22 protein-coding genes and 1 pseudogene are annotated in these 24,008 nt (G+C 55.7%); 18 read left to right on the top strand and 5 right to left on the bottom strand.

Features of this window, described 5'->3' with window-relative positions; translation table 11 throughout:
* Nucleotides 1–62: 62 nt before the first annotated feature.
* The 3 genes and pseudogenes from RMS03_RS11565 to RMS03_RS11570 form a co-directional block, all read left to right on the top strand.
* A pseudogene (locus tag RMS03_RS11565) lies at nt 63–140 on the top strand (putative Ig domain-containing protein); the annotation flags it as partial.
* Nucleotides 141–149: 9 nt separating this feature from the next.
* Complete coding sequence (locus RMS03_RS00845; RefSeq protein WP_310625234.1) at nt 150–5,384, top strand: Ig-like domain-containing protein; 5,235 nt, start codon at nt 150–152, stop codon at nt 5,382–5,384.
* A 169-nt stretch (nt 5,385–5,553) separates the two neighbouring features.
* Nucleotides 5,554–5,778, top strand: a complete 225-nt coding sequence (locus tag RMS03_RS11570) for a hypothetical protein (RefSeq protein WP_405023476.1) — start codon at nt 5,554–5,556, stop codon at nt 5,776–5,778.
* A gap of 272 nt (nt 5,779–6,050) precedes the next feature.
* Here the strand turns inward: RMS03_RS11570 and RMS03_RS00850 are convergent, their stop codons facing one another.
* From RMS03_RS00850 to RMS03_RS00870, 5 genes are all read right to left on the bottom strand, one after another.
* Complete coding sequence (locus RMS03_RS00850; RefSeq protein ID WP_310625235.1) at nt 6,051–6,485, bottom strand: DUF1841 family protein; 435 nt, start codon at nt 6,483–6,485, stop codon at nt 6,051–6,053.
* A 12-nt stretch (nt 6,486–6,497) separates the two neighbouring features.
* Nucleotides 6,498–7,274: a ferredoxin--NADP reductase gene (locus RMS03_RS00855; RefSeq protein WP_310625236.1), complete on the bottom strand. Its 777-nt coding sequence runs from the start codon at nt 7,272–7,274 to the stop codon at nt 6,498–6,500.
* A 93-nt stretch (nt 7,275–7,367) separates the two neighbouring features.
* The gene (gene trmL / locus RMS03_RS00860) at nt 7,368–7,838 is read right to left on the bottom strand and encodes a tRNA (uridine(34)/cytosine(34)/5-carboxymethylaminomethyluridine(34)-2'-O)-methyltransferase TrmL (protein WP_310625252.1); all 471 of its coding nucleotides are present in this window, start codon (nt 7,836–7,838) and stop codon (nt 7,368–7,370) included.
* A 197-nt stretch (nt 7,839–8,035) separates the two neighbouring features.
* A complete protein-coding gene (locus RMS03_RS00865) occupies nt 8,036–8,227 on the bottom strand; it encodes a hypothetical protein (RefSeq protein ID WP_310625237.1) in 192 nt (63 codons plus the stop codon).
* Entirely contained in the window at nt 8,224–9,477 is a 1,254-nt protein-coding gene (locus RMS03_RS00870) for a D-amino acid dehydrogenase (RefSeq protein ID WP_310625238.1), read from the bottom strand. The genes RMS03_RS00865 and RMS03_RS00870 overlap by 4 nt, the downstream gene beginning before the upstream one ends.
* A 213-nt stretch (nt 9,478–9,690) precedes the next feature.
* Here RMS03_RS00870 and rpsB point away from each other — a divergent pair, with 213 nt between their 5' ends.
* From rpsB to RMS03_RS00945, 15 genes are all read left to right on the top strand, one after another.
* On the top strand, nt 9,691–10,431 hold the full coding sequence (rpsB, locus tag RMS03_RS00875; protein ID WP_310625239.1) for a 30S ribosomal protein S2: 741 nt from the start codon (nt 9,691–9,693) through the stop codon (nt 10,429–10,431).
* 83 nt (nt 10,432–10,514) lie between these two features.
* Nucleotides 10,515–11,408: a translation elongation factor Ts gene (tsf, locus tag RMS03_RS00880; RefSeq protein WP_310625240.1), complete on the top strand. Its 894-nt coding sequence runs from the start codon at nt 10,515–10,517 to the stop codon at nt 11,406–11,408.
* 77 nt (nt 11,409–11,485) lie between these two features.
* A complete protein-coding gene (pyrH, locus tag RMS03_RS00885) occupies nt 11,486–12,208 on the top strand; it encodes a UMP kinase (RefSeq protein WP_310625241.1) in 723 nt (240 codons plus the stop codon).
* Between the two features lie 48 nt (nt 12,209–12,256).
* Nucleotides 12,257–12,817 (top strand): ribosome recycling factor, encoded by a 561-nt coding sequence (frr, locus tag RMS03_RS00890; RefSeq protein ID WP_310625242.1) that lies wholly within the window; start codon nt 12,257–12,259, stop codon nt 12,815–12,817.
* A gap of 5 nt (nt 12,818–12,822) precedes the next feature.
* Nucleotides 12,823–13,659: a phosphatidate cytidylyltransferase gene (locus RMS03_RS00895; protein WP_310625243.1), complete on the top strand. Its 837-nt coding sequence runs from the start codon at nt 12,823–12,825 to the stop codon at nt 13,657–13,659.
* Between the two features lie 5 nt (nt 13,660–13,664).
* Nucleotides 13,665–14,882: a 1-deoxy-D-xylulose-5-phosphate reductoisomerase gene (gene ispC / locus RMS03_RS00900; RefSeq protein WP_310625253.1), complete on the top strand. Its 1,218-nt coding sequence runs from the start codon at nt 13,665–13,667 to the stop codon at nt 14,880–14,882.
* A 3-nt stretch (nt 14,883–14,885) separates the two neighbouring features.
* Nucleotides 14,886–16,256, top strand: coding sequence for an RIP metalloprotease RseP (rseP, locus tag RMS03_RS00905; RefSeq protein WP_310625244.1), 1,371 nt, complete (start codon nt 14,886–14,888; stop codon nt 16,254–16,256).
* A gap of 48 nt (nt 16,257–16,304) precedes the next feature.
* Nucleotides 16,305–18,605, top strand: a complete 2,301-nt coding sequence (gene bamA, locus RMS03_RS00910; RefSeq protein WP_405023477.1) for an outer membrane protein assembly factor BamA — start codon at nt 16,305–16,307, stop codon at nt 18,603–18,605.
* The gene (locus RMS03_RS00915; RefSeq protein ID WP_310625245.1) at nt 18,605–19,111 is read left to right on the top strand and encodes an OmpH family outer membrane protein; all 507 of its coding nucleotides are present in this window, start codon (nt 18,605–18,607) and stop codon (nt 19,109–19,111) included. The genes bamA and RMS03_RS00915 overlap by 1 nt, the downstream gene beginning before the upstream one ends.
* A 6-nt stretch (nt 19,112–19,117) precedes the next feature.
* Nucleotides 19,118–20,101 (top strand): UDP-3-O-(3-hydroxymyristoyl)glucosamine N-acyltransferase, encoded by a 984-nt coding sequence (lpxD, locus tag RMS03_RS00920; RefSeq protein ID WP_310625246.1) that lies wholly within the window; start codon nt 19,118–19,120, stop codon nt 20,099–20,101.
* Nucleotides 20,102–20,103: 2 nt separating this feature from the next.
* Nucleotides 20,104–20,541, top strand: coding sequence for a 3-hydroxyacyl-ACP dehydratase FabZ (gene fabZ, locus RMS03_RS00925; protein WP_310625247.1), 438 nt, complete (start codon nt 20,104–20,106; stop codon nt 20,539–20,541).
* Nucleotides 20,542–20,566: 25 nt separating this feature from the next.
* Complete coding sequence (lpxA, locus tag RMS03_RS00930) at nt 20,567–21,361, top strand: acyl-ACP--UDP-N-acetylglucosamine O-acyltransferase (protein ID WP_310625248.1); 795 nt, start codon at nt 20,567–20,569, stop codon at nt 21,359–21,361.
* Between the two features lie 5 nt (nt 21,362–21,366).
* Nucleotides 21,367–22,509, top strand: a complete 1,143-nt coding sequence (lpxB, locus tag RMS03_RS00935; protein ID WP_310625249.1) for a lipid-A-disaccharide synthase — start codon at nt 21,367–21,369, stop codon at nt 22,507–22,509.
* Nucleotides 22,481–23,101: a ribonuclease HII gene (rnhB, locus tag RMS03_RS00940; RefSeq protein WP_310625250.1), complete on the top strand. Its 621-nt coding sequence runs from the start codon at nt 22,481–22,483 to the stop codon at nt 23,099–23,101. The genes lpxB and rnhB overlap by 29 nt, the downstream gene beginning before the upstream one ends.
* Nucleotides 23,098–23,904 (top strand): RNA methyltransferase, encoded by an 807-nt coding sequence (locus RMS03_RS00945; protein ID WP_310625251.1) that lies wholly within the window; start codon nt 23,098–23,100, stop codon nt 23,902–23,904. Before rnhB ends, RMS03_RS00945 begins: the two co-directional genes overlap by 4 nt.
* The last annotated feature ends 104 nt before the right edge of the window (nt 23,905–24,008 follow it).

Genomic DNA, 24,008 nt, shown 5'->3' on the forward strand with positions numbered 1-24,008 from the left:
CAGGAAATTTCACCGACCCCGACAGCGGCGACACCCGAAATTACAGCATCACCGCGGGCAGCTTGCCCGTGGGCCTTGCGCTTGACACCAGCACGGGGCGAATCACGGGCACACCCACAACAGCAGGCAGCAGCACGGTCAGCGTTTCCATGACCGATCGCGGCGGACTTTTTGCAAGTCAGACATTCACGGTGTCTGTCGGGGCACCGTCCGACACCACCCCGCCCCCCCTGTCCATCACCAGCAACACCACGCAGATGCCCAACTGGGATACTGCGGCACGCATTGCCACCACCAGCGTGGCCTCAGGTGTGGCTACATCGACCCAACGCCTGAACATTTTTGCGGGGGCAGGGATCAGAGCCAAAGGTCTTGCTGTCGAAGCCTGGTTCAAGTTCGACACGCTCGCCGCAGAGCAGTACCTGTTCGGTTTGAGTCCGTCTTTGACCGCGAATGACGAGATGAACCTCAAATTGAATGGCACGACAGGTACCGTTTCTTTGACGGGCTATCTATTGCCAGTTGTCACGAGCACCAGTGCAATCACAACCGCCATGCTGACGGGCTGGCACCACGTTGCCGTGTCGATAGACTCAACACCCACCAAGACTGCATGGAAGGTCTTTGTTGACGGCGAGGTTTGGATCACGGCGACCGGCTCAACAACCAAGCCGACATTATCGAATGTCTTCTTGGACGTTGGGAACGCTAACAGGCTTTATTACCCCCTCAAAGGTTTGGTGCGGGAGGTTCAGGTCTGGGACGGGGGGCGCACACAGGCGCAGGTACAGACCGATGCCAGTACTGCTTACAGCTGGGGCAGCAGCTTGCCTGCTGACCTCAAGGCCTATATGCCGCTGGACGAGGGGGTGGGCGATACCACTTACAACATCTGGGGCAATGGCAACGGCGGCAGCCCTACTGTCACCAATTCCAAGGTCACGCAAGTTGTCGCTCCCACCGTTCCCGCCACCAATTTGAGTCTGCTACCCCCTGACTTGCAACCGCAAATCATTCAGGGCAGCACCGAGGCCATGGCCCAGGTTCGCGTGCTGGAGGGGGACTTGGAGCTGGCTCGCACACAGGCCGATGCCAGCGGCCAATGGAGCATCAATCTCACAGGCTTGAGCGGCGGCTCACACACTTTCACGGTGGAGGCCAGCGATGCTGCGCAGAACAAGCAAACAGCCACCACGACGCGCAACATTCTCACCTTCGATCGCCCCAGCGTGACCTCGGTCACGCTGCAGGGCACGGAATTTAATGGTTCACCCAAGGAAGGCGACCTGACTGCTGGCGACCAAGTTCGGGTATTGGTGAACTGGAGCGAGGCCGTCAATATCAACACATCAGGGAGCAAGCCCACCTACGCGATTGACATCGGCGGCAATTTGCGGCTAGCTACCTACGTCAGTGGCAGCGGTACGACCGCCCTCGTGTTTGTTTATTCACTGGCCGTAGAGGATGTGGACATCGACGGAGGCTTAACTGCCAACACGCAGGCCTTGTCGCTCAACTCGGGAACCCTCAAGGATGCTGCAGGCAACACGGCCAAGCTGACTGTGCCCGCATTGCAGACCAACAACAATGCTTTACGCGTGGTGCTGGACACGGTGGCTCCAGACGTGCCTACTGATTTGCGCGTGACAGCACAAGGTGGCACGGTCATTGCCAATACTCTCAACAGCACCAACACGGCATTGGTATTCAGTGCCCGCATCCAAGCAAGGCAAGCCATGGGTGGACAGGCGCAGTTCTTTGTGGACGGGCAGTTCATTGGCTCGGACAACACCATCAGCGGCACCGACACCCAGGTGAGCTACACCACCAGCGACGGTAGCCCTACCGCTGCCGAGGTGCAGGCAATGGTCAACTCGGGCGGTGCTGTCACCGTGGTTTTGTCCGACAAGGCTGGCAATGCGGTCAGTCGTACCGCCAGCGACTCACTGGTACGCGACTTGCTTGCTCCTACCCTGAACCGCAAATCTTTCGACCTCCGTGCAGGTGGTGGCGCGGTGCGAGTGGGTGAGCCCGGCGCAGTGGATGACCGTGGTGGCCCCGTCACTTTGACACTCAACAGCGCAGCGGCAGACAACGCGCTGTTCACATTGATCAATGGCGTGCTCAGCTTCAAGTCGGCGCCGGTGGTGGGTACCAATGGCTCCACGGCGGGCACGGATGTCTACCAAGTCGACATCGCCGCGACCGACACCAACGGCAACACCCGAATCGAGACGGTGACTGTCAACGTGCTGGGTAGCAACATGGCCGCCCCTCAGTTCAACGGTATGCCCACGGGTACTCAGCAGGTGGGGGTTGGTGTGCCAACAACGGTGCACGACTTCAGTCTCACCGACGCCGATTCCAACTGGTTAACCCTCACGCTTACACCCACCAACGGCAGCTTAAGTGGTCTGACTGACAGCGATAGCAGCATCCCTGGCATACAACTGCACGGCACGGCCAGTCAAATTCAAACCGCATTGAGCCAGGCCCGTTTCACTGCCACGGCGCCGGGCCCTGCCAGCTTGAGCCTGAACATCACCGATGGTGAACTGTCCACCACCCAGAACTACACCTTCAACGCCACCACGGGTAAAACGCTGAGTGCGCGCTTGGCCACTGACACTTATGTCACCAATGCCGATAACAGCGCGGTCATACAGGCCCATACTAGTGACAACATCACCAGAGCCAATGCGTTTGCGCTCAATGGGCTGGCCGATCCCGCACTGGGTGTGCTCACCATACAGGACGGAAGCACCGTGCTGGGCACGGCAAACCCCAGCGCCACAACTGGTGCGTGGAGCTTCTCGGCTAGCACTATCACGGTCAGTGGCATCAGCGCCGCAGGCGTGGGTATCTACCGCCAGATCAGTCAGCAGTCACTCCTGGATGATTTACAAAAAGGCGTCATGGCCAGTAACTTTGGAGTGACTGAGGTTGATGTGTCGCGGCCCATCTACAAGGGTACGTGGTCAGGAAGCAATTGGTATATTTGGGCGCCCGTTGGTGAGGCTTACCGAATTTCCAACGATTGGGATACTTATGAATGGTTCAGGGCCACACCAGACAACCGTTTGACCGCCAATCCCGAGCAAGTGACATCTTGGCTGAAATCCGTCAAAAAAACTGATCTAGGCTTGGCTATCAATGGTGTCACATTGACCGCCGCCAACACCTTTACGGAGGGCGAACACCGGCTCACGGTCTCGCAAAAATCAGTGAGCGATAGCAGTTATGCTGAACAATACCTGACCGTGGTGCGCGACAACACAGCAGCGGATATCAAACCCCTCATACGCGGTGCAGAGTCGGATGAGGGTGACATTGCGTCCGTAAATGGCAGCCTAAGTGACAATACCCCGCGGCTGACCGGAACTGCAGAAGCCGATTCTGTCGTACGGGTTTTTGATGGCACGACTTTGCTGGGGACGACAGTGGCCGACGGCACTGGTTTATGGCACTTCACCACCCCTAAACTGTCGGCGCGCACCCATAGCTTGAACGCCAACTCCATCGATGTTGCGGGTAACGAATCACTTTCGGGCGACAACTTTGCACTCACCATCATCGGAAACAACGCCATCGGACTGACGATCGCCCCAAATTCAGCCCACGCTTATATAAAAGGTGACACAGTACAAATCGTGCTGCGTTTGGATGACTTGGTGACCTTCCCGGACTTGGCCAGCAAGACGCCAACCATTCAGATCGACGTTGGGGGAACAATACGTACAGCCAAGTTGGCATCAAAAGCTGACACGCCTCGACAAGAGATGGCATTCGAATACAAGCTTGCGGCAAACGAGATAGATAGCGACGGCATTACTGTAGTGGCCAACAGTCTGTCGCTCAACGGCTCACGGGCCTTGCTTTCTACCGGGGAGAGCGCCACACTAAAGTTGCAAGGCAGCTGGGTCAGCGATTTGGTCACCGCCCCTGCTGACGGCACAAAGGTGGCCAGCGCTGGTCCCACTTCTACCAGTGGGGGAGCCATGCCCCTCGAAGTTCCGTACGAGGGTGGAAACGCTTACGTCAACGGTCTGACGACCGGCGTGCAATGGACTTTTCCAACCGGAGAAGAGAGGGCGATCAGCTATTACTATGGCACGGGCTATAACGCGATAGTACAAGCTGATGGCATCGAATGGAGTGCAGCTGCCCGCGAAGCCGTCAAGTATGTGTATCAATCCATCACAGACGTCACGGGGGTGATTTTTCGAGAGGTTTATAACCCTGCGCAAGCCAACCTTAATTTTTGGGTGTTCTCATCAGATACGTTTGGAGACAGCGCATTTCAAAGCACAATAAGCCGCAATGTCAATCGGTCTTTTACGATTTTCAGTGAGCTCCGGGGGACCCAATTGGGTACAGACGGTTTGCGAACAAGCGAGACAGATAGTATGGGGCCTGGCGGCTTTTCAGTTTTGTCGCACGAGATTCTGCATGGACTGGCTTTAACCCACCCCTTTGACCTCAGCCAGTCAGACGGATTCCCCGGTGTTGTCGATAACCCCAGTAGCGTAGGAGGCACACCCGGTAACCACAGTTTAAACGCCAGCGTTTACACCAACTTATCCTACACCCCTTATCTGTATCGAGAAGACTTGGGAATTTATATCAACGCAGTCAACCAGACTTCGCCTGCTGCTTTCGATGTGGCGGCCTTGCAAGCACTGTATGGAAGAAACATGAGCACTCGCACGGGCGATGATGTGTACGACATGACCGACCTTCTGCAGTGGTCAACCATTTGGGATGCGGGCGGCAACGACACTTTGAGTGCTGCGCGCGCGAGCAATGGCGCTATCGTCGATCTGCGTGCTGCCACCTTGCAAGACGAGATCGACGGGGGCGGTTTCATCAGCGCCGTCCGCGAATACCAGTCCGTTCGTTATGTCAACGGCACATCCAGGACTGTCGACAACACGCTCAACCCCGTCACCATTGCCAACGGCGTGGTGATCGAAAACGCCATAGGTAGCCCCTACGATGATCGCATCACGGCCAACAGCGCCGACAACACCCTGACCGGCAACGGCGGCAACGACACCTTCTACTGGATTGCTGGGCAAAACGGCACCGATGTGGTGACGGACTTGGTGGTCAGCTTCAGTGGCAGCGGGTCGAGTGCCACGGCAACGGGCGACAAGCTCAACCTGTCGAGCTTGGTGCAAGGTTGGGCGGGGGCGTCCACGGGCTACAGCGTCGGCACTTATGTGAGTTTGTCACAAGACACGACGAATGCCGCCGACGCCAAGATCACCGCGCACAACCCCGACAACAGCCAAGTACAAACGATTGTGCTGCGCGGGGTATGGTCGAGTTTGGCGGGATATACGGTGGAGGACTTGCAAGCCCGTGGGGTGATGGTGGTGTAAATATCATCCCATCACAGCAGCATTGACTTGACTTTGAGTTGTGCAAAAAGGCAGATGCGGTGGGCGTGGGCTTGGGTTTGTATTTTGTGAAAACAGTCATTACCCGTCACCAAGGACGCACCAAGGTGCATCAGCCACCCTTCCTTCTATCCGAGTTGAATTGTCAGATGTGATCAAAGGCAATGACAGCAACGTTTTGTGGGGCATGAATGGCGCAGACACCTTGGTTGCCAGGGGCGCACATAACGTTTTAGATGGTGGTGACGGCGATGATCTGCTGTTGTTTTCTTCCACCAGCGATCGGACTTCACGATGTGCAATTGTGTGCGTCGATAGCACGATTTTTCGGCGTAAGAGACCCATTTCGTCAACCCATCTTGGCCATCGTGCGTAGCAAACAGGTCTGGGCACTGGACGCCACCTACATCCGGATAGAACGCTCGAGCTCCTAAGGCAGTCAATTCACGGCTCAAGAGTTTGTTGATACGGTCTTTCATGTTTTGGTGGTGGGCGTCGTGCAGTGAGTAAGCCTGTTCTCTCCCGTCCCACGCGCTACACGGTCAAGTTCCAAAGCTCGGAACCCTGCCCCCGAGCATGGTACGGATTGCCGCTACCGCTTTTGCGGCAGCAAGCAAATAGACGTAGCCATGGCCATCACCGCGTGTTTTAGTTTTTTGTCGCCCTACGCTGCACCGCATCAATATAAGCCTGCCCATCAGGCGGGCGACCGCTGCGTTGGCTTTCCCAAATCATTTGACCCAAGGCGTCCATGGTTTCGTGGTGTGCGTCGTGCAGCGAGTCCCGCTTGGCGGTGAGTAGCTCCACCGCTTGGCGAATGCCACGCGGCTGGTCAATCGAACATTGCTCACTGACCGACAGGTGCATGGACAGGTGCAAGAAGGGGTTGGTCTTGCCGTCTTTCACTTCATACATGCGTTCCAGCGCAGTATCAACGTTTGAAAAATCAGTGTGGTACTCGGGGTGTTCGGCCACCCATTGGCTGGCCAAGGTTTCCAACGCATCCATTGGCTGGGCGTCACGCCATTTGGCATAGACCGCGCAGAAGAAGCGCCGTACATCGGCTTGACTGGGTTCGAACACCGGCGGCTTGGCTTACTGCGCAACGAAGGAACGTTCCACCACAAAGTCGCCAGGGGTGGTGGTGGAGCCTTCTTTGAAACCACGCGCTTCGAGCAAGGCGCGCATGTCTTTGTTCAGCGCGGGGCTGCCACAAATCATGATGCGGTCGTTGGCCGGATCTATGTTGGGCAAACCCAAAGCTTGGGTGAGCTTGTTGGAGGTGAGCAAGTCTGTCACACGGCCTTGGTTTTTGTAGGGCTCGCGGGTGACGGTGGGGTAGTACAGCATTTGGGCGCTGACCATCTCCCCCAAGAACTCATGCTTAGGCAGCTCGTCGGTCAGGTAGTCGTGGTAGGCCAGTTCTTTCACTTCGCGCACACCGTGGACCAAGATGACTTTCTTAAAACGCTCATACGTCTCAGGGTCGCGCACGATGCTGAGGAAGGGGGCCAGGCCGGTGCCTGTGCCAATGAGGTAGAGGTTTTTGGCAGGCAACAAATAGTCGATTAACAAAGTACCTGTTGGCTTTTTGCCAACCACGATTTTGTCGCCCACTTGGATGTGTTGCAGCTTGGAGGTGAGGGGGCCGTCTTGCACTTTGATGCTGAGGAACTCCAGGTGTTCTTCGTAGTTGGCGCTGACGATGCTGTAGGCGCGCAGCAGCGGTTTGCCGTTTTCGCCGCGCAAGCCGATCATGGTGAAGTGGCCGTTGGAGAAACGCAGCGAGGTGTCGCGTGTGGTGGTGAAGCTGAACAGGCGGTCGGTCCAATGGTGGACGGACAAAACTTCTTCGTCTAGGAATGCGCTCATGACAGGAATAAATCGATATAAATCAAGCCCTCTAGTGTAGGCGAGGGCTTAAAACCTGAGGCTATAAGCCTTGACTTGAATCAACGGGCTTTTTTAGCGCTTTCCCGCAAAACCGTTTTGCCGCCACGCCTCGTAGGTGATGACGGCGACTGAGTTCGACAGATTCAAGCTGCGTTGGTCGGCGCGCATGGGCAGGCGCAGGCGTTGTGTGAGGGGGAAGCTTTCGCGAATGTTTACTGGCAAGCCGCTGGTCTCCGCCCCAAACACAAACCAATCGCCCGGCTGAAACGCCATGTCGTGCGCGGTGTGAGAGCCTTTGGTGGTCATGGCAAATAGGCGGGTGGGGACGGGTTGGGCGTCGCTCAAAAACGTGGCCCAGTCGGCGTGGCGCAGCACGGGCGTGTACTCGTGGTAGTCCAAACCCGCGCGGCGCATGTGTTTGTCTTCCATCGAGAAGCCCAAAGGCTCGATCAAATGCAGGGTGCAACCAGTGTTGGCCGCCAAGCGGATGATGTTGCCTGTGTTGGGCGGAATTTCGGGGTGGACCAGGACGATGTGAAACATATGCGCATTGTCTCGCATGCGTGGGCGGCTTTGTGTTTTACCTTAGGAAAGGTCTGCACAACACATGAATTTGCAGCGTGATTTGTTACGGACTTCACGATGTGCAATTGTGTGCGTCGATAGCACGATTTTCGGTGTAAAAAACCCATTTCGTCATCCCATCTTTGCCATTAGCAACCTGCTAGGCCACGCGCAATTCAAATTTTGTGTGCATGCGGTCCAATGGCCGGCGCCAGTTGTGCGGTAGTCAATCCCGCACGTTGCATCAAGGTGTGTGCAGGGAGTGCGGCTTGCGCGTGATGCTCCAGTGCTTGCGTTTGTGCGACGGTGTGCAGCGGCCAGGTGGCTTGGCTGTTGAGTGCGTGCGTCAAACAGGAGGCATGCATCATTGAAGATGTAAACGTTCAAGGCCGAGGCCCTGCAAATCGATGTCAGTTTTTTTGCCGTCGATGCTGTCTGCTAGTACACGCGCACTGCCGCAGGCCAAAGCCCACCCACTAGCTCCGTGACCCAAGTTCAGCCACACCCCCGAAACACCACTGGCACCGATGATGGGCGGGCCATCGGGCAACATGGGACGTGAGCCTTTCCAGACCTGAACATTGTCTTGTGTGCGTGCGGCACCTGGAAACCAGTTATCTAGCACGCGGTACAAGGTGTTGATGCTGGCTGCGTCATGGCGCTTGGCGTTGCCGCCAATCTCTGAGCCACCCGATACCCGTACACGTTGCCCCAATCGACTGATGGCTACTTTGAATTGTTCATCGATGACACCGCTGCGTGGTGCGTCCAGCGGCTCGCGCACCGCTGCGCTGATGGTGTAGCCGTGGACTGCCGCGAGTGGAAGACGTAAACCCAACGGACGCAGCAATTGCGCACTGGCCAAGCCCGCACACACCACCACGGCATCGAACGCTTCGCCTACGTCTTGCTCTGTGGTGCGGATGGTTTTGGGTTGCGAGGCAGACAAGGGCAGCACACGCGTGTTGAAGTGGAATTTCGCGCCTAAGGATTCAGCTTCGCTTTTGAGAAGCAACGTGAATTGGCGACAGTTGCCTACCTCGTCGTCTGGGAAGTAAATGGCTCGTGTCAATTTGGTTTCAGGGTTCAGTGCGGGCTCAATGCGCCTAGCTTCTTCGGCATTCAAGCTTTTGAAGCCTAGCCCTGCATCACGTAGCAGCTGAAGGGATGCTTGCATGAGTTTGCTCTCCCGTTCTGTGCGCAACAACACCATGAAGCCTTGGCTACGTTCATGCTCCAAGTTCAAGGTGTCGGTGAGGGTGCGCATTCGGTGGTGGCTGTACTCGGCCAAGCGCAACATGTTGGCGCGGTTGCGTGCGAAGGTGGTGCTGTCACACGCCCTGCGCATTTGCCACACCCAGCGCCAGTCGGCCATGCTTGGACTAGAAATACGTAAGGGCGTGTCGCGCTGCCAAAGGTGCGATAGCACGTGTTTGACGAGGCCCGGCTTAGCCCAAGGGGCTGTGTAACCTGAGGAAGTGATGCCTGTATTGGCAAAACTGCACTCTTCGGCGGTTGCACCATTGCATTCAAACACACGAACTTGATGCCCCTGGGCGGCCAGTTCGTAGGCAGTGGTGACGCCGATGACGCCTGCGCCAATCACGGCGACCTTCATGCGTTGGTTCTCGTGGATGGCAGGTAAATAAGGGCAGGGGGCATGTATTGCTGTGCTAGAATCATGAGGTTTTTCCGAGGTCGAGGCGTTGTCTCAAGTTCGGACAAACATCACTCGCAAACCAGTCCAATTGAGGTGTTGCCAAGAGTTTTTAAACTAAAAACTTGCGGTGATGATGGGCTGGATTTTAGACCCAACCTTTGGAGTATCCCTATGTCAGTCACTATGCGCGAAATGCTGGAAGCCGGCGTCCACTTTGGTCACCAAACTCGCTTCTGGAACCCCAAGATGTCTCCGTTCATCTTCGGTCACCGCAACAAAATTCACATCATCAACTTGGAAAAATCGTTGCCGATGTTCCAAGACGCCGTCAAGTTCGTCAAACAGTTGTCTGCGAACCGTGGCACCGTGTTGATGATTGGCACCAAGCGTCAATCCCGCGAAATCGTCGCCGCCGAAGCACAGCGTGCGGGTGTACCTTATGTTGACCAACGTTGGTTGGGTGGCATGTTGACCAACTTTAAAACCGTCAAGACATCGATCAAGCGTTTGAAAGACATGAAGATCCAGCAAGAAGCTGGCTTGGATGCTTTGTCTAAAAAAGAACAATTGATGTTCAAGCGCGAAATGGAAAAGCTTGAAAAAGATATCGGCGGTATCCAAGACATGGCCGTGTTGCCTGATGCGATTTTCGTGATCGACGTGGGTTACCACAAGATTGCCATCGCCGAAGCTAAGAAATTGGGTATCCCGTTGCTTGGCGTGGTGGACTCTAATCACTCACCCGAAGGCATCGATTACATCATTCCTGGCAATGATGACTCTTCCAAGGCTGTGACTTTGTACGCACGCGGTATCGCTGACGCGATCATCGAAGGTCGTGCCAATGCCACCAACGACTTGGTCAAAGCTGTGACCGAAGGCGACGAAGAGTTTGTTGAAGTCGCTGCTTAACCGCGCAGCCCAAGCTTGAAAAGGGGCTTGTGAAGCCCCTTTTTCACACCCAAATTGTTTTGAACTGAATACGGAGAATTTAAATGGCTGCAATCACCGCAAGCATGGTCGCTGAACTGCGCGGAAAAACTGACGCCCCCATGATGGAGTGCAAAAAAGCCCTGACCGAGGCCGATGGCGACATGGCCAAAGCCGAAGAGTTGCTGCGCGTCAAGCTCGGCAGCAAAGCTGGCAAGGCCTCTAGCCGCGTCACCGCTGAAGGTGTTGTCTCTAGCTACATCAGCGGCAACACAGGCGCTTTGTTGGAAGTGAACTGCGAAACTGATTTTGTGACCAAGAACGACAGCTTCTTGGCATTGGCGCAAGCTGCGGCTGAACTGATTGCCAAGCACAACCCCGCTTCTGTCGAAGTCATGGGCGTTTTGCCATACAGCCAAGATGGCTTTGGCCCGACGCTTGAGGACGTGCGTAAAGGTTTGATTGGCAAGATTGGCGAGAACATGAGTTTCCGCCGTTTCAAGCGCTTTGAAGGCGCGCACAAGTTGGCTGCTTACTTGCACGGCACACGCATTGGTGTGTTGGTCGAGTTCGACGGCGACGAGACAGCTGCGAAAGATGTGGCGATGCACGTGGCTGCGATGAAGCCAGTGGCTTTGACCAGCGCAGATGTGCCGGCTGACCTGATCGAAAAAGAGCGTTCAGTCGCTGCTGCCAAAGCGGCTGAGTCTGGTAAACCTGCTGACATCACCACCAAGATGATCGAAGGTTCTGTGCAGAAGTACCTCAAAGAAGTCTCTTTGTTTAACCAAACTTTCGTCAAGAACGACAAGCAAACCGTTGAGCAAATGCTCAAGGCTGCCAACACCAACGTGGCTTCTTTCACCTTGTATGTGGTGGGCGAAGGCATCGAGAAGAAGGTGGACGACTTTGCCGCCGAAGTGGCTGCGCAAGTTGCCGCTGCCAAGCAGTCAGCTTAAGAAAAAAAGGGGGGCTTAGGCTCCCCTTTTGATATCACTCGTACATCAATTCAACCACACACATCAAGGAGCCTTTCATGACCTCACCCAAGCCAGCCTACAAGCGTATCTTGCTCAAGCTGTCCGGAGAGGCCTTGATGGGCGACGATGCGTTCGGTATCAACCGCAACACCATTGTTCGCATCGTCGACGAGGTGACTGAAGTCATCAACCTCGGCGTTGAAGTTGCCATCGTGATTGGCGGCGGCAATATTTTCCGAGGTGTGGCGGGTGGGTCTGTTGGTATGGACCGCGCCACCGCCGACTACATGGGTATGTTGGCCACCGTGATGAACTCGTTGGCTTTGGCCGACGCGATGAACAAGACAGGACTGACCGCACGCGTTATGTCTGCCATCGCGATTGACCAAGTGGTCGAGCCTTATGTACGCCCTAAAGCTTTGCAATACCTCGAAGAAGGCAAAGTGGTCGTGTTTGCTGCGGGCACGGGTAACCCATTCTTCACGACAGACACTGCAGCCGCATTGCGTGGCGCTGAAATCGGTGCGGAGATGGTGCTCAAAGCCACCAAGGTCGACGGCGTTTACACCGCAGACCCCAAGAAAGATCCCAACGCCACGCGTTACACCGAAATCAGCTTTGACGATGCCATTGGCCAAAACCTTGGCATCATGGACGCCACCGCCTTTGCGTTGTGCCGTGATCAAAAGTTACCCATCAAGGTGTTCTCTATTTTCAAGAACGGTGCGCTCAAGCGTGTCGTCATGGGCGAAGACGAAGGCACCTTGGTGCACGCATAAGCCCCACATTTTTTCGAATCTCACACTGCGCTGCCCCAGGAGCACAACATGACCATCGCTGACATCAAGAAAACCACCGAAACCAAAATGGGGCAATCCATTGCGGCCTTCAGCCACAGCTTGACTAAAATTCGTACGGGACGCCCCAGCCCGTCTTTGCTGGACTCGGTGCAAGTCGATTACTACGGCTCGATGGTGCCCATCAGCCAAGTGGCCAACGTGTCGTTGCTGGATGCACGTACCTTGAGCGTGCAACCTTGGGAAAAGTCCATGGGTGCCAAGATTGAAAAAGCCATTCGCGACAGCGATTTGGGCTTGAACCCCTCGTCCATGGGCGAGTTGATCCGCGTCCCTATGCCTCCCATGTCTGAAGAGCGCCGCAAAGAACTCACCAAAGTGGTTCGCACCGAAGGTGAAAACGCCAAGGTCGCCGTGCGCAATTTGCGCCGTGATGCCAACGAATCGGTGAAGAAGTTGGTGAAAGACAAACTTGCTTCTGAAGACGAACAAAAACGTGCAGAAGCCGACATCCAAAAAGTAACAGACAGCCACATTGCTGAGATCGACAAGCTGATCGCCAGTAAAGAACACGAAATCATGGCGGTCTAAGCCAGATGTTGAAGCAACGCGTCATCACTGCGCTGGTTTTGTTGGCGCTTTTGTTGCCCGCTTTGCTGGCGGGCAGCGCAGAGCCTTTGGCTGGCTTGAGCCTCGTGCTGATTGCAGCGGGTGCTTGGGAGTGGGGTCGTCTCAATGGCTTGGCCATGCGTGGCTCGTTGCGTGTAGCTGCCGTGTGCGTGATGCTGTGTTTGTATGCGTGGTCCGCGCGTTGGGCTTACGACGCGCTAACCCATGTGTGGCACATCACAGGGGCGACTTGGGTGTTGGTCGCCGCTTGGTTGATTCGTCATGGCGTTGTGCGCTGGGCAGCCATTCCACTTGGGTTACGCTTGGTGGTGGGTGTGTTGGCGCTGTGGTTGACATGGCTCGCCATGTACCAAGCCAAAGTGATGGGCGTTAACTTTTTGTTGTCCGCGCTGTTCTTGGTGTGGATGGCGGACATTGCTGCTTATTTCTCGGGGCGTGCGTTTGGGCAACGCAAATTGGCCCCAGCCATCAGCCCTGGCAAAAGCTGGGAAGGCGTGTGGGGCGGCATGGTGAGCGTGTTGCTCATGGCCTGTGTGTGGATTTGGGTAGACACGCAATATGCGGTGGACAGCCCCAGCCTCTACACCCGCTTGTATAGCCGCGGCGCACCGTTCTTGGTGTTGGCGGTGCTGTTCCTGACCCTGATGAGTGTGGCAGGTGACTTGGTCGAGTCCTTGGTCAAGCGCAGCGCTGGCATGAAAGACAGCAGCCAGTTATTGCCTGGTCATGGCGGCGCGCTGGACCGCGTGGATGCCTTGCTACCCGCCTTGCCATTGGCCTTGATGTTGGCGCAATCGGTGTGACGCAGATGCACACAGGCATGCACGCAGAGGTGAAACCACAACACATCACGGTGCTGGGCTCTACGGGCTCGATTGGCACCAATACCTTGGACGTGGTGGCACGTCACCCCGAACGATTCCAAGTTTTTGCACTCACAGGCGCCACCCAGGTTGATCTGATGTTGCGCCAATGTGCGCAATTCAAACCACGCTTTGCGGTGATGGTGCATGCGACAGCTGCTCAGCAGCTCAACGACAAAATTCAAGCCGAGGGCTTGCCCACAGTCGTGCTCAGTGGCAGCGCTGCGTTAGACGAGGTCTGCGCACATCCGGAGGTGGATGCCGTGATGGCTGCCATTGTGGGCGCCGCAGGCCTGTCGCCTTGTTTAACGGCGGCACGCGCTGGCAAACGGTTGCTGTTGGCAAACAAGGAAGCCTTGGTGGTCGGCGCCGAAGTGTTTTTAGATGCCGTCAAGCAAGGCGGTGCCACACTGTTGCCGATTGACAGCGAGCACTCGGCCATTTTTCAGTCATTGCCAGAATACGCCAGCACATGGGATACCCGTGTGGAAAAAATCATCCTCACCGCCTCGGGTGGACCGTTTCGTACGCGCGAATTGAGCACCCTGAAAGATGTCACGCCTGAGCAAGCCTGTGCGCACCCCAACTGGGTGATGGGCCGCAAAATTTCGGTGGACTCGGCCACCATGATGAACAAGGCGCTGGAAGTGATTGAGGCCCGTTATTTGTTTGGTCTGCCGCCTGAGCGCTTAGAAGTGGTGATTCATCCGCAAAGCATCATCCATTCGATGGTGCAGTACCGCGACATGTCCGTGGTGGCCCAGTTGGGTACGCCTGATATGCGTGTGCCCATTGCCTACGGTTTGAGTTGGCCTGAACGCATGCACTCAGGCGCGCAAGCCTTGGACTTTCATACCTTGTCTGCCATGACATTTGAAGCCTTGGACGACCACGGACATCCTGAACGCTTTGCAGGCATTCATCTCGCTTGGGATGCCTTGCGTGGTCCCCGTGGCACAACAGCGGTACTCAATGCTGCCAACGAAATTGCAGTCGCAGCATTTTTAGAGCGTCGCATTCGTTTCGATCAAATCCACGAGGTTAATCAACACTGCATGACACATCTCTCGCCTGCTGCACCGCACAGTTTGGATGACTTGCTGGCCCTAGACACGCAAGCCCGTGCCGTTGCCGAAGATGCTGTTCGCCTCTTGGCGAAATAAGCCATGACCCTGTTGGCTTTTTTAGTCGCACTCGGTGTGCTCATCACCGCGCATGAATGGGGCCACTACCGCGTGGCCGTGGCGTGTGGCGTCAAAGTGCTTCGCTTTTCGGTTGGCTTTGGCAAACCTGTGTTGCGTTGGAAATCACGTAACCCGTATCCGGGCCAAGACACCGAGTTCTTGATCAGCCTGATTCCTCTCGGTGGTTACGTCAAGATGTTGGATGAGCGCGAAGCGACTGTCGCGCCACAAGACGCATGCATGGCTTTCAATCGCCAATCTTTGTGGACAAGAGCCGCCATTGTGTCGGCGGGGCCCTTGGCTAATTTGATCTTGGCCATTTGCCTCTATGCGGCCACCTTTTGGATCGGGCAGTACGAACCGCAAGCCACATTGGCCACACCTGTGGCTGGCTCGTTGGCGCAAGCCTCAGGTCTGCGCAGCGGTGACACCGTGTTACGCGCTGGAACTTCTGCCGAAAATTTGCAAGACATTGCCTCGCTCGATGCCTTGCGATGGTGGATGCTTTTGCAAGATGCGTCTGCTGTGTACCTAGAGGTTAAGCCCCTTGGCAAGTCCAGTGCGCACGTGTTGAGTTTGCCGGCGTTGGCAGACGACGCGATGAACAAAGACAGCGATGCTTGGCAAGCCCGAGGCTTCTCCTGGGCTTGGAGTCGTGCGGTCTTGGCGGGCATTCAAGACGGTGGCGCTGCGCAAGCCGCTGGCTTGCAGCGTGGTGACGAAGTGCTGCGCATCGATGGACATGTGATTGCAGATGCGGTGGATTTGCGTGCATGGGTGCGTGCCAGTGGGCAGCGCCAAACACCTTCCCTGCAAAATTGGGAGGTCTTGCGTGCTGGCCATCTGCTCCAGATGCACGTGCAGCCAGAGACACTCACGCAAGATGGATCGCGCTGGGGGCGTATTGGTGCGCAAGTGGGCGAAGCGCCGGCCCAAGTTTGGGTTCAGCTCGGTCTGTGGGACGGCATCGACAAAGCCTTAGACAAAACTTGGCAAGTCAGTGCGATGACGCTTGAAATGTTGGGGCGCTTACTCACAGGCAATGCCTCACTCGATAACCTGAGTGGTACCTTAACCATGGTGGACTATGCTGGACGTTCTGCAAGCCTTGGCATTGGTGCGTACCTCAGCTACTTGGCTCTGCTCAGCGTGAGTCTTGGCGTGTTCAACCTACTGCCTTTGCCAGTGCTCGATGGCGGCCACCTGCTGTATTATCTTTACGAGGCCTGCACAGGTCATCCTCCTTCGTCCCAATGGCTTGATGTCATGCAACGCGCAGGCTTGGCGGTACTCGTGGCATTGACGGCACTCTCTCTTTTTAACGACGTGGTTCGCCTGGGTTGGCTCCCATAAGTCCCCCGATACATCCACCCAAAGGCTCTGAGCTTTCTGTTCATGAACATGCAACTTTTCCAATTTCGTCGCACCACACTTTCTCAAGCTGTTGCCTTCATGGCCAGTACGTTCATGGTGCTTCATGCAATGGCGGCTGATCCATTCAATGTACGTGACATTCGCGTGGAAGGCTTGCAGCGTGTAGAGCCCGGCACCGTATTTGCATCCATCCCATTTCGTGTGGGTGATGATTACACGGACGAAAAGGGCGCTGCCGCGATTCGTAGTGTGTTCGCCTTAGGTTTATTCAAAGATGTGCGTATTGCGGTTAATGGCGATGTACTGGTCTTGATTGTTGAGGAGCGTCCCAACATTGCCCAAGTTGAATTCATCGGCACCAAAGAGTTTGACAAAGACGTGTTGCGCAAAGCCTTGCGCGACATTGGTTTAGCCGAAGGACGACCTTTTGATAAGGCATTGGCTGATCGTGCGGAGCAAGAGTTAAAGCGCCAGTACGTCAATCGCAGCTTGTATGGCGCAGAAATTATCACCACCATCACACCGAATGACCGCAACCGTGTGAACCTGTCGTTCACTGTTGTGGAAGGTGACTTAGCCAAGATCAAAGAGATGCGTGTGATTGGTGCTAAAGCATTTGATGAATCTAAATTGTTGGATCAATTCGATCAAGGCACGGGCAACTGGCTGAGTTGGTACACCAAGTCAGACCGCTATTCGCGCACCAAACTGAATGCTGATTTAGAGACCTTACGTGCCTGGTATTTGGCCAGAGGTTATTTGGAGTTTCGTATTGATTCGACACAGGTTGCGATCTCTCCGAATAAACAAGACATCAGCGTCACCATCAACGTCACGGAGGGTGACCGTTTCGTCATCTCTGAAGTCGCCATGGAAGGCTACTACCTAGGCAAAGATGACGAGTTCAAATCGTTGATTGAAATCAAGGCGGGCCAAGCCTACAACGCTGATGATGTGGCCAAAACCACCAAAGCATTCAACGAGTACTTTGGCAACTTTGGTTTTGCGTTTGCCCGCACTGATGTGCGTCCTGAAATTGACCGAACGACCAATCGGGTGAAATTGGTGCTGGTGGCCGACCCCGCACGTCGCGCCTATGTGCGCCGCATCAACATTGCAGGCAATAACCGTACACGAGATAAAATCGTGCGTCGTGAGTTCCGTCAAACCGAGTCATCCTGGTACGACGGCGAAAAAATTCGCTTGTCGCGTGATCGCGTGAACCGCTTGGGTTACTTTAAAGATGTGGAAATTGACACACAAGAAGTCCCATCCTCTCAAGATCAAGTGGACTTGAATGTCAACGTGGTCGAAAAACCTACGGGCATGCTGACCTTGGGCGCTGGTTTCTCGAGTGCTGAAAAAGTTACCTTCTCTTTTGGTATTCAGCAAGACAACGTTTTTGGGTCTGGTCATAACTTAGGGCTACAGGTCAGCACAAGCAAGTACAACCAGTATTACGTCATCAACACCACCGACCCTTATTTCACCGAAGACGGCGTATCACGCACCATCGAGTTCTACCATCGTGCTAGCAAGCCTTATGTGGAACAGGGCGGTAACTACCGCATGATTACCTCGGGTTTGGGCTTGCGTTTTGGCTTGCCATTCAGTGAGCTTGACCGTGTGTTTGTTGGCACAGCCGCTGAACGCACAGAGCTTGTTTCAGGAACCAACATGCTGGGTGTCCATGCCGAGTTGTGTCAGCATTTTGGATGCGTCGCACAAAACGTACCCGTGACCGTGGGTTGGGCGCGTGACAGCCGTGACAGTTATTTGAATCCCAACAGTGGAAAATTCATTCGCTTGAACACCGAGTTGGGAGCCGTTGGTGATGGTAGGTATGTCAAATTGGGCGGCCAATACCAACAATATTTCCCCATCACCAAGCAATACACCTTTGCCTTCAATAGTGACCTAGGTGTGGGTCACGGTATGAACGGACAAAATTTGCCTTTCTATAAAAACTACTACTCCGGTGGTTTGGGTTCTGTGCGGGGCTTTGAGCAAGGGACCTTGGGGCCGCGTGACATCACCGGTCCTGTGATTGGTGGTGCAAAAAAGATCACCCTTAACACCGAATTTTTGGCGCCATTTCCAGGTGCGGGTAACGATCGCACCCTGCGCTTATACGGGTTTTATGACATGGGTAACGTCTATGGCGAATTCCAAAAAGTCGATCTCGGTATGCTACGCAGCGCCTATGGTGTCGGCTTGAGTTGGGTGTCCCCCATGGGGCCTTTGCGATTTGCATGGGCGCGTCCAATCCGAACATTCCCAGGCGATAGAATCCAACAATTGCAATTCCAAATCGGGACATCTTTCTGATGAACATGTTTACTCGCCAAATTTCGTTCGCTGTTGTATTGGGCTTGGCCGCATTTTGTGCGCAAGCTGAAGAAATCCGTATCGGCTTCATCAATACAGACCGTATCTTTAAAGAAGCCAACACAGCCAAGCAAGCGCAAATTAAGTTGGAACAAGAGTTTTCTAAGCGTGAAAAGGAGCTCAACGACTCTGGTAACGCTTTGAAAATTGTGGTTGAAAAGTTTGAGCGCGAAGCGCCTACGCTGTCCGAGTCTCAGCGTGTGTCGCGTCAAAAGCAATTGGGTGAGCAAGATCGTGATTTCCAGCGTAAACGTCGGGAATTCCAAGAAGAACTCAGTGCTCGTAAAAACGAAGAATTCCAACAAGTGCTCGAACGTGCAAATCGCGTCATCAAGCAAGTGGCAGAGGCTGAGAAATACGACCTGGTGTTGCAGGAAGCTGTCTACATCAACCCCAAGCACGACATCACTGACAAAGTGCTCAAGGTCATCAACGCCGCTAAGTAATTTGTCGTGGCACTGAGTCTCGGCAAAATTGTTGAAAGTTTGGGTGGTCGTCTGATTGGCGACCCTCAGCACCTCATCCAAAAACTCGCGCCGCTAGACACTGCGCGCAGCGATGCAATCAGCTTTTTAAGCAACCCCAAGTACCAATCGCAACTCGTCACCACGCAGGCGGCTTGCGTCATTGTCTCGTCCGACGTTGCGCAGACGGCTAGCCCACGCACTGCGTTGATCGTGGCAGACAACCCCTACCACTACTTTGCACGTCTCACGCAGTTGTGGCGTCAGCACACACGCGTGCATGATGAGCCCTTGCTGCATCCCAGCGCGGTGATTCATCCCCATGCCCATGTCCACCCCACCGCCCGTATTGGCCCTTTGTGCGTAGTTGAGCGTGGCGCACACATTGGTGCCCACACCTGGCTCAAGTCCGGCATCACCGTCGGCGAAGACTGCCACATGGGTGAACGCTGCATTGTTCACGCCGGTGCTGTGATTGGGGCCGACGGCTTTGGCTTCGCTTTGTTTCAAGGCAGTTGGGAAAAAATAGAACAGTTGGGCGCTGTGCGCATTGGCAACGATGTGGAAATTGGGGCCAACACCTGTATTGACCGCGGGGCCTTGGACGACACCGTGATCGAAGACGGCGTCAAGCTCGACAACTTGGTGCAAATTGGTCACAACGTGCACGTAGGCGCACACACGGCCATGGCCGGTTGCGCGGGTGTGGCAGGCAGTGCGCGCATTGGCGCGAACTGCACTGTTGGTGGTGGTGCGGTGGTGCTGGGGCATTTACAACTCGCCGATGGCGTACACATCTCTGCTGCCTCGGTGGTCATGCGTTCGATCCATCAGCCCGGCCAATACAGTGGTGTGTTCCCCATCGATGACAATGCGTCATGGGAGAAAAACGCCGCCACGTTGCGCCAACTGCACCGCTTGCGCGAGCGCATCAAATCTCTCGAATCAGCTTTTGAAAGTCAAAAAAAATGAGCATGGACATCCACCAAATCTTGAAGCAATTGCCGCACCGCTATCCCATCTTGTTGGTGGACCGCGTGTTGGAAATCGAAAAAGGCAAAAGCATCAAAGCGCTCAAAAACGTGACTATCAATGAGCCGTTTTTCATGGGCCACTTCCCGCACCACCCCGTCATGCCTGGCGTCTTGATTTTGGAAGCCTTGGCACAAGCCGCAGCCTTGTTGGCCTTTGACACCTTGGGCGCCACGCCCGATGACAAGACCGTGTACTACTTTGCCGGCATCGACGGCGCACGCTTCAAGCGCCCCGTCGAGCCTGGTGATCAACTCACCTTAGAAGTGGAGTTGGACCGCATGAAAGCCGGCATCTTCAAGTTCAAAGCACGTGCCAAAGTGGGTGATGTCATCGCCACCGAAGCCGACTTGATGTGCACCATGCGCTCCATTGCCTAAACACGCAACAGCCCAGACGCCAACGATGAGTCTCATTCACGCCACCGCCCTTGTAGACTCCAAAGCCGAGCTAGACAGCTCAGTGCAAGTGGGGCCTTACACCATCATTGGCCCACATGTGCGTATCGGCGCGGGTACGACAGTCGGCCCACATTGCGTGATTGAAGGCCACACCACCATTGGCAAAGAAAACCGTATTTTTCAGTTCAACTCGCTGGGCGCGATTCCGCAAGACAAGAAATACGCTGGTGAACCTTGCGAGTTGCGTATTGGCGACCGCAACACCATCCGCGAGTTTTGCACCTTCAACATTGGGTCCCCTGGAGACGCAGGTGTCACCCAAGTAGGTAACGATAACTGGATCATGGCCTATGTGCACTTGGCCCATGACTGCCACGTGGGCAACCACACCATCTTCGCCAACAGTGCGCAGTTGGCGGGTCATGTGCATGTGGGCGACTGGGTGATTTTGGGTGGCTTCACCGTGGTTCATCAGTTTGTGCGCATCGGTGCCCACAGCTTCACTGCGATGCACTCGCTCTTGTTTGCGGATTTGCCGCCGTTTGTGATGTGCCAAGGCCAACCCGCCGAGCCTCGTTCGATGAACTTTGAAGGCTTGCGCCGTCGTGGGTTCTCTGCTGAGCGCATCAGTGCGGTGAAGGCCATGCACAAGACCTTGTACCGCGACGACTTGACGCTCGAGCAGGCCAAAGAACGTATCGCCACCTTGGCCCAAGAAAAACCAGAGGCCGCGCCCGATGTGGCCATGATGCTGGATTTCTTGAACCACACCTCGCCGCAACGCGGCATCATTCGCTAACTCCTATGGCCGAGGCGCTGTCTTTCTCGCTCGTCGCAGGCGAGGCCTCGGGCGATTTGCTGGCAGGTCTGTTGCTGGGCGGCATGCGCAAGCAATGGCCCGACATGCACAGCGCAGGTATTGGCGGGCCGCGCATGGCAGCGCAGGGCTTTGAGCCTTGGTGGCCCTACGAAAAACTGGCGGTGCGTGGTTATGTGGAAGTGCTACGCCACTACCGTGAAATCGTGGGCATTCGCCAGCAGTTGCGTGAACGGTTGTTGGCCAATCCACCCAGCGCTTTCATCGGTGTAGATGCCCCCGACTTCAACCTTGACTTGGAGCACGACCTCAAAGCCCAAGGCATTCCCACCATTCACTTCGTGTGCCCCTCCATCTGGGCGTGGCGTGCCGACCGTGTCGAGAGAATTCGTCAAAGCGTGGACCATGTGTTGTGCATCTTCCCATTCGAGACAAACTTGCTGGCCCAGCACGGCATTGAGGCCACCTATGTGGGCCATCCCCTGGCGCAAACCATTCCCGAGGTGCCCGACCGTGCCGCAGCCCGCGCAGCCTTGGGGTTGCCGCAAGACGCTACCGTGGTGGCCTTGCTGCCGGGCAGTCGTAGCTCTGAAATTGAGTATTTGGCGCATCATTTTTTGCAAGCCGCGCAACGCATGGCCCAACAGCAACCGGGCTTGCACTTTGTGCTGCCCGCCATGCCTGCACTGCGTGCGCGCATTGAAGCGATTGCCCAAGGCGCGGGTGAGGTGTCCAACCTCATCCTGCTCAACGGTCAATCACACGCGGCGCTCGCCGCTTGCGATGTGACGCTCATTGCCAGTGGCACGGCCACGCTTGAGGCGGCGTTGTTCAAACGCCCCATGGTGATTGCCTACAACATGAACTGGCTCAGTTGGCAAATCATGCGCCGCAAAAAATTGCAGCCCTGGGTTGGTTTGCCCAACGTCCTGTGCCAAGACTTTGTGGTGCCTGAGTTGTTGCAAGACGCCGCCACCCCCGATGCCTTGGCACACGCCGTCCTGCAGTGGCTGCGCAACCCTGCGGCGGTTACCGCTGTTCAACAACGCTTTGCCATGTTGCATGACACGCTGCGTCGCGACACACCCGCACTGGCGGCCTATGCGATCGAAAAAGTTCTTGCGCGCTGAACAAGCCGCACTCATTTGGGGTGTCCCCGCTGGCTTGATCGCGGGGGTGGACGAAGCAGGGCGCGGCCCACTGGCTGGCCCCGTTGTGGCGGCCGCCGTCATCTTGGATGACTTGAACCCCATTGTGGGTTTGGCCGACTCTAAAAAACTCACCGCCTTAAAGCGCGAACGCTTGTATGACGAAATTCGCGCCAAAGCCCTGTGCTGCTCCATCGCTGAGGCGAGCGTGGAAGAAATTGACGAACTCAACATCTTGCAAGCCACGCTGCTGGCCATGCGTCGTGCGGTAGAAGGTTTGCGTCTCAAGCCCCACAAAGTCTTGGTCGATGGCAACCGCTTGCCCGTCCTCGATGTGTTGGCCGAAGCCATCGTCAAAGGCGACAGCAAAGTGCCCGCCATTTCAGCCGCCTCCATCTTGGCCAAAGTCCACCGCGACCGTTGGTGCCAACAGCTTCACACCCAATACCCGCAATACGGCTTTGATGCCCACAAAGGCTATGGCACAGCGGCCCATCTGCAAGCCCTCAAAGAGCACGGTGCCACACCTTGGCACCGCACCTCGTTTGCGCCTGTGGCCGGGGTGTTGAAATGAACCTCATCACCTCGCGCGACAACCCCTTGGTCAAAGACCTACGCCGCCTGTCGCAAGACAGCACGGCTTACCGCAGGCTTGGCCGTGTCTGGCTCGAGGGCGACCACCTGTACCGCGCCGCACTCGCTCGTGGCGTGATGCCTGAGCATGCCGTGTTTGCGGAATCGCTCTGGGCCACCGCGCCGCGTGAGTGGACACAAGCGGCCACGCGCAACACTGTGTTGCCCGATGCGCTGTTTGCCGAAATCAGTAGCCTCGAGTCCCCGGCCAAAATGGGCTTTGTCTTGGCAGCGCCCACCTCGCAAGAGGTGCAAGTTAGCACGCCCACCGTGGTGCTTGACCGTGTGCAAGACGCAGGCAATGTGGGGGCCATCTTGCGTAGTGCATCGGCCTTTGGCTTCCAACAAGTGCTGGCCATCAAAGGCACGGCCGCCTTGTGGTCACCCAAAGTTTTGCGCGCTGGCATGGGTGCGCATTTCGGCTTGCACTTGGTCGAAGGCTTGAGTGCTGACGACTTGCGTGCCTTGGACATGCCGTGGATTGCCACTAGTTCGCACCGAGGCCCGTTTTTGCACACCTTGTTGGCCGAAGCCAAACTGCCCATGCCGTGCGCTTGGCTCATGGGCCATGAAGGGCAGGGCGTATCACCTACTTTGGCCGAACGTGCGGCACTGCATGTGCGCATTGCCCAGCCTGGCGGCGAAGAGTCGCTCAATGTGGCCAGTGCTGCGGCGATTTGCTTGCATGCCAGTGCCACCTGTTATTCAAAGGGCGGATTCAAGGACGAAGTGCAACAAAGATGAACTGGTTATAGGTGGCTGAGGATGCGAGAGCATCATGGCCGCTTTAACCGCCAAGTCGAAGTTGCCCAATGTACAAGCACCTCAGCCGAGAAGAACGATACCAA

This window comes from Limnohabitans sp. (genome assembly GCF_031538885.1).
GTDB lineage: Bacteria > Pseudomonadota > Gammaproteobacteria > Burkholderiales > Burkholderiaceae_C > Limnohabitans.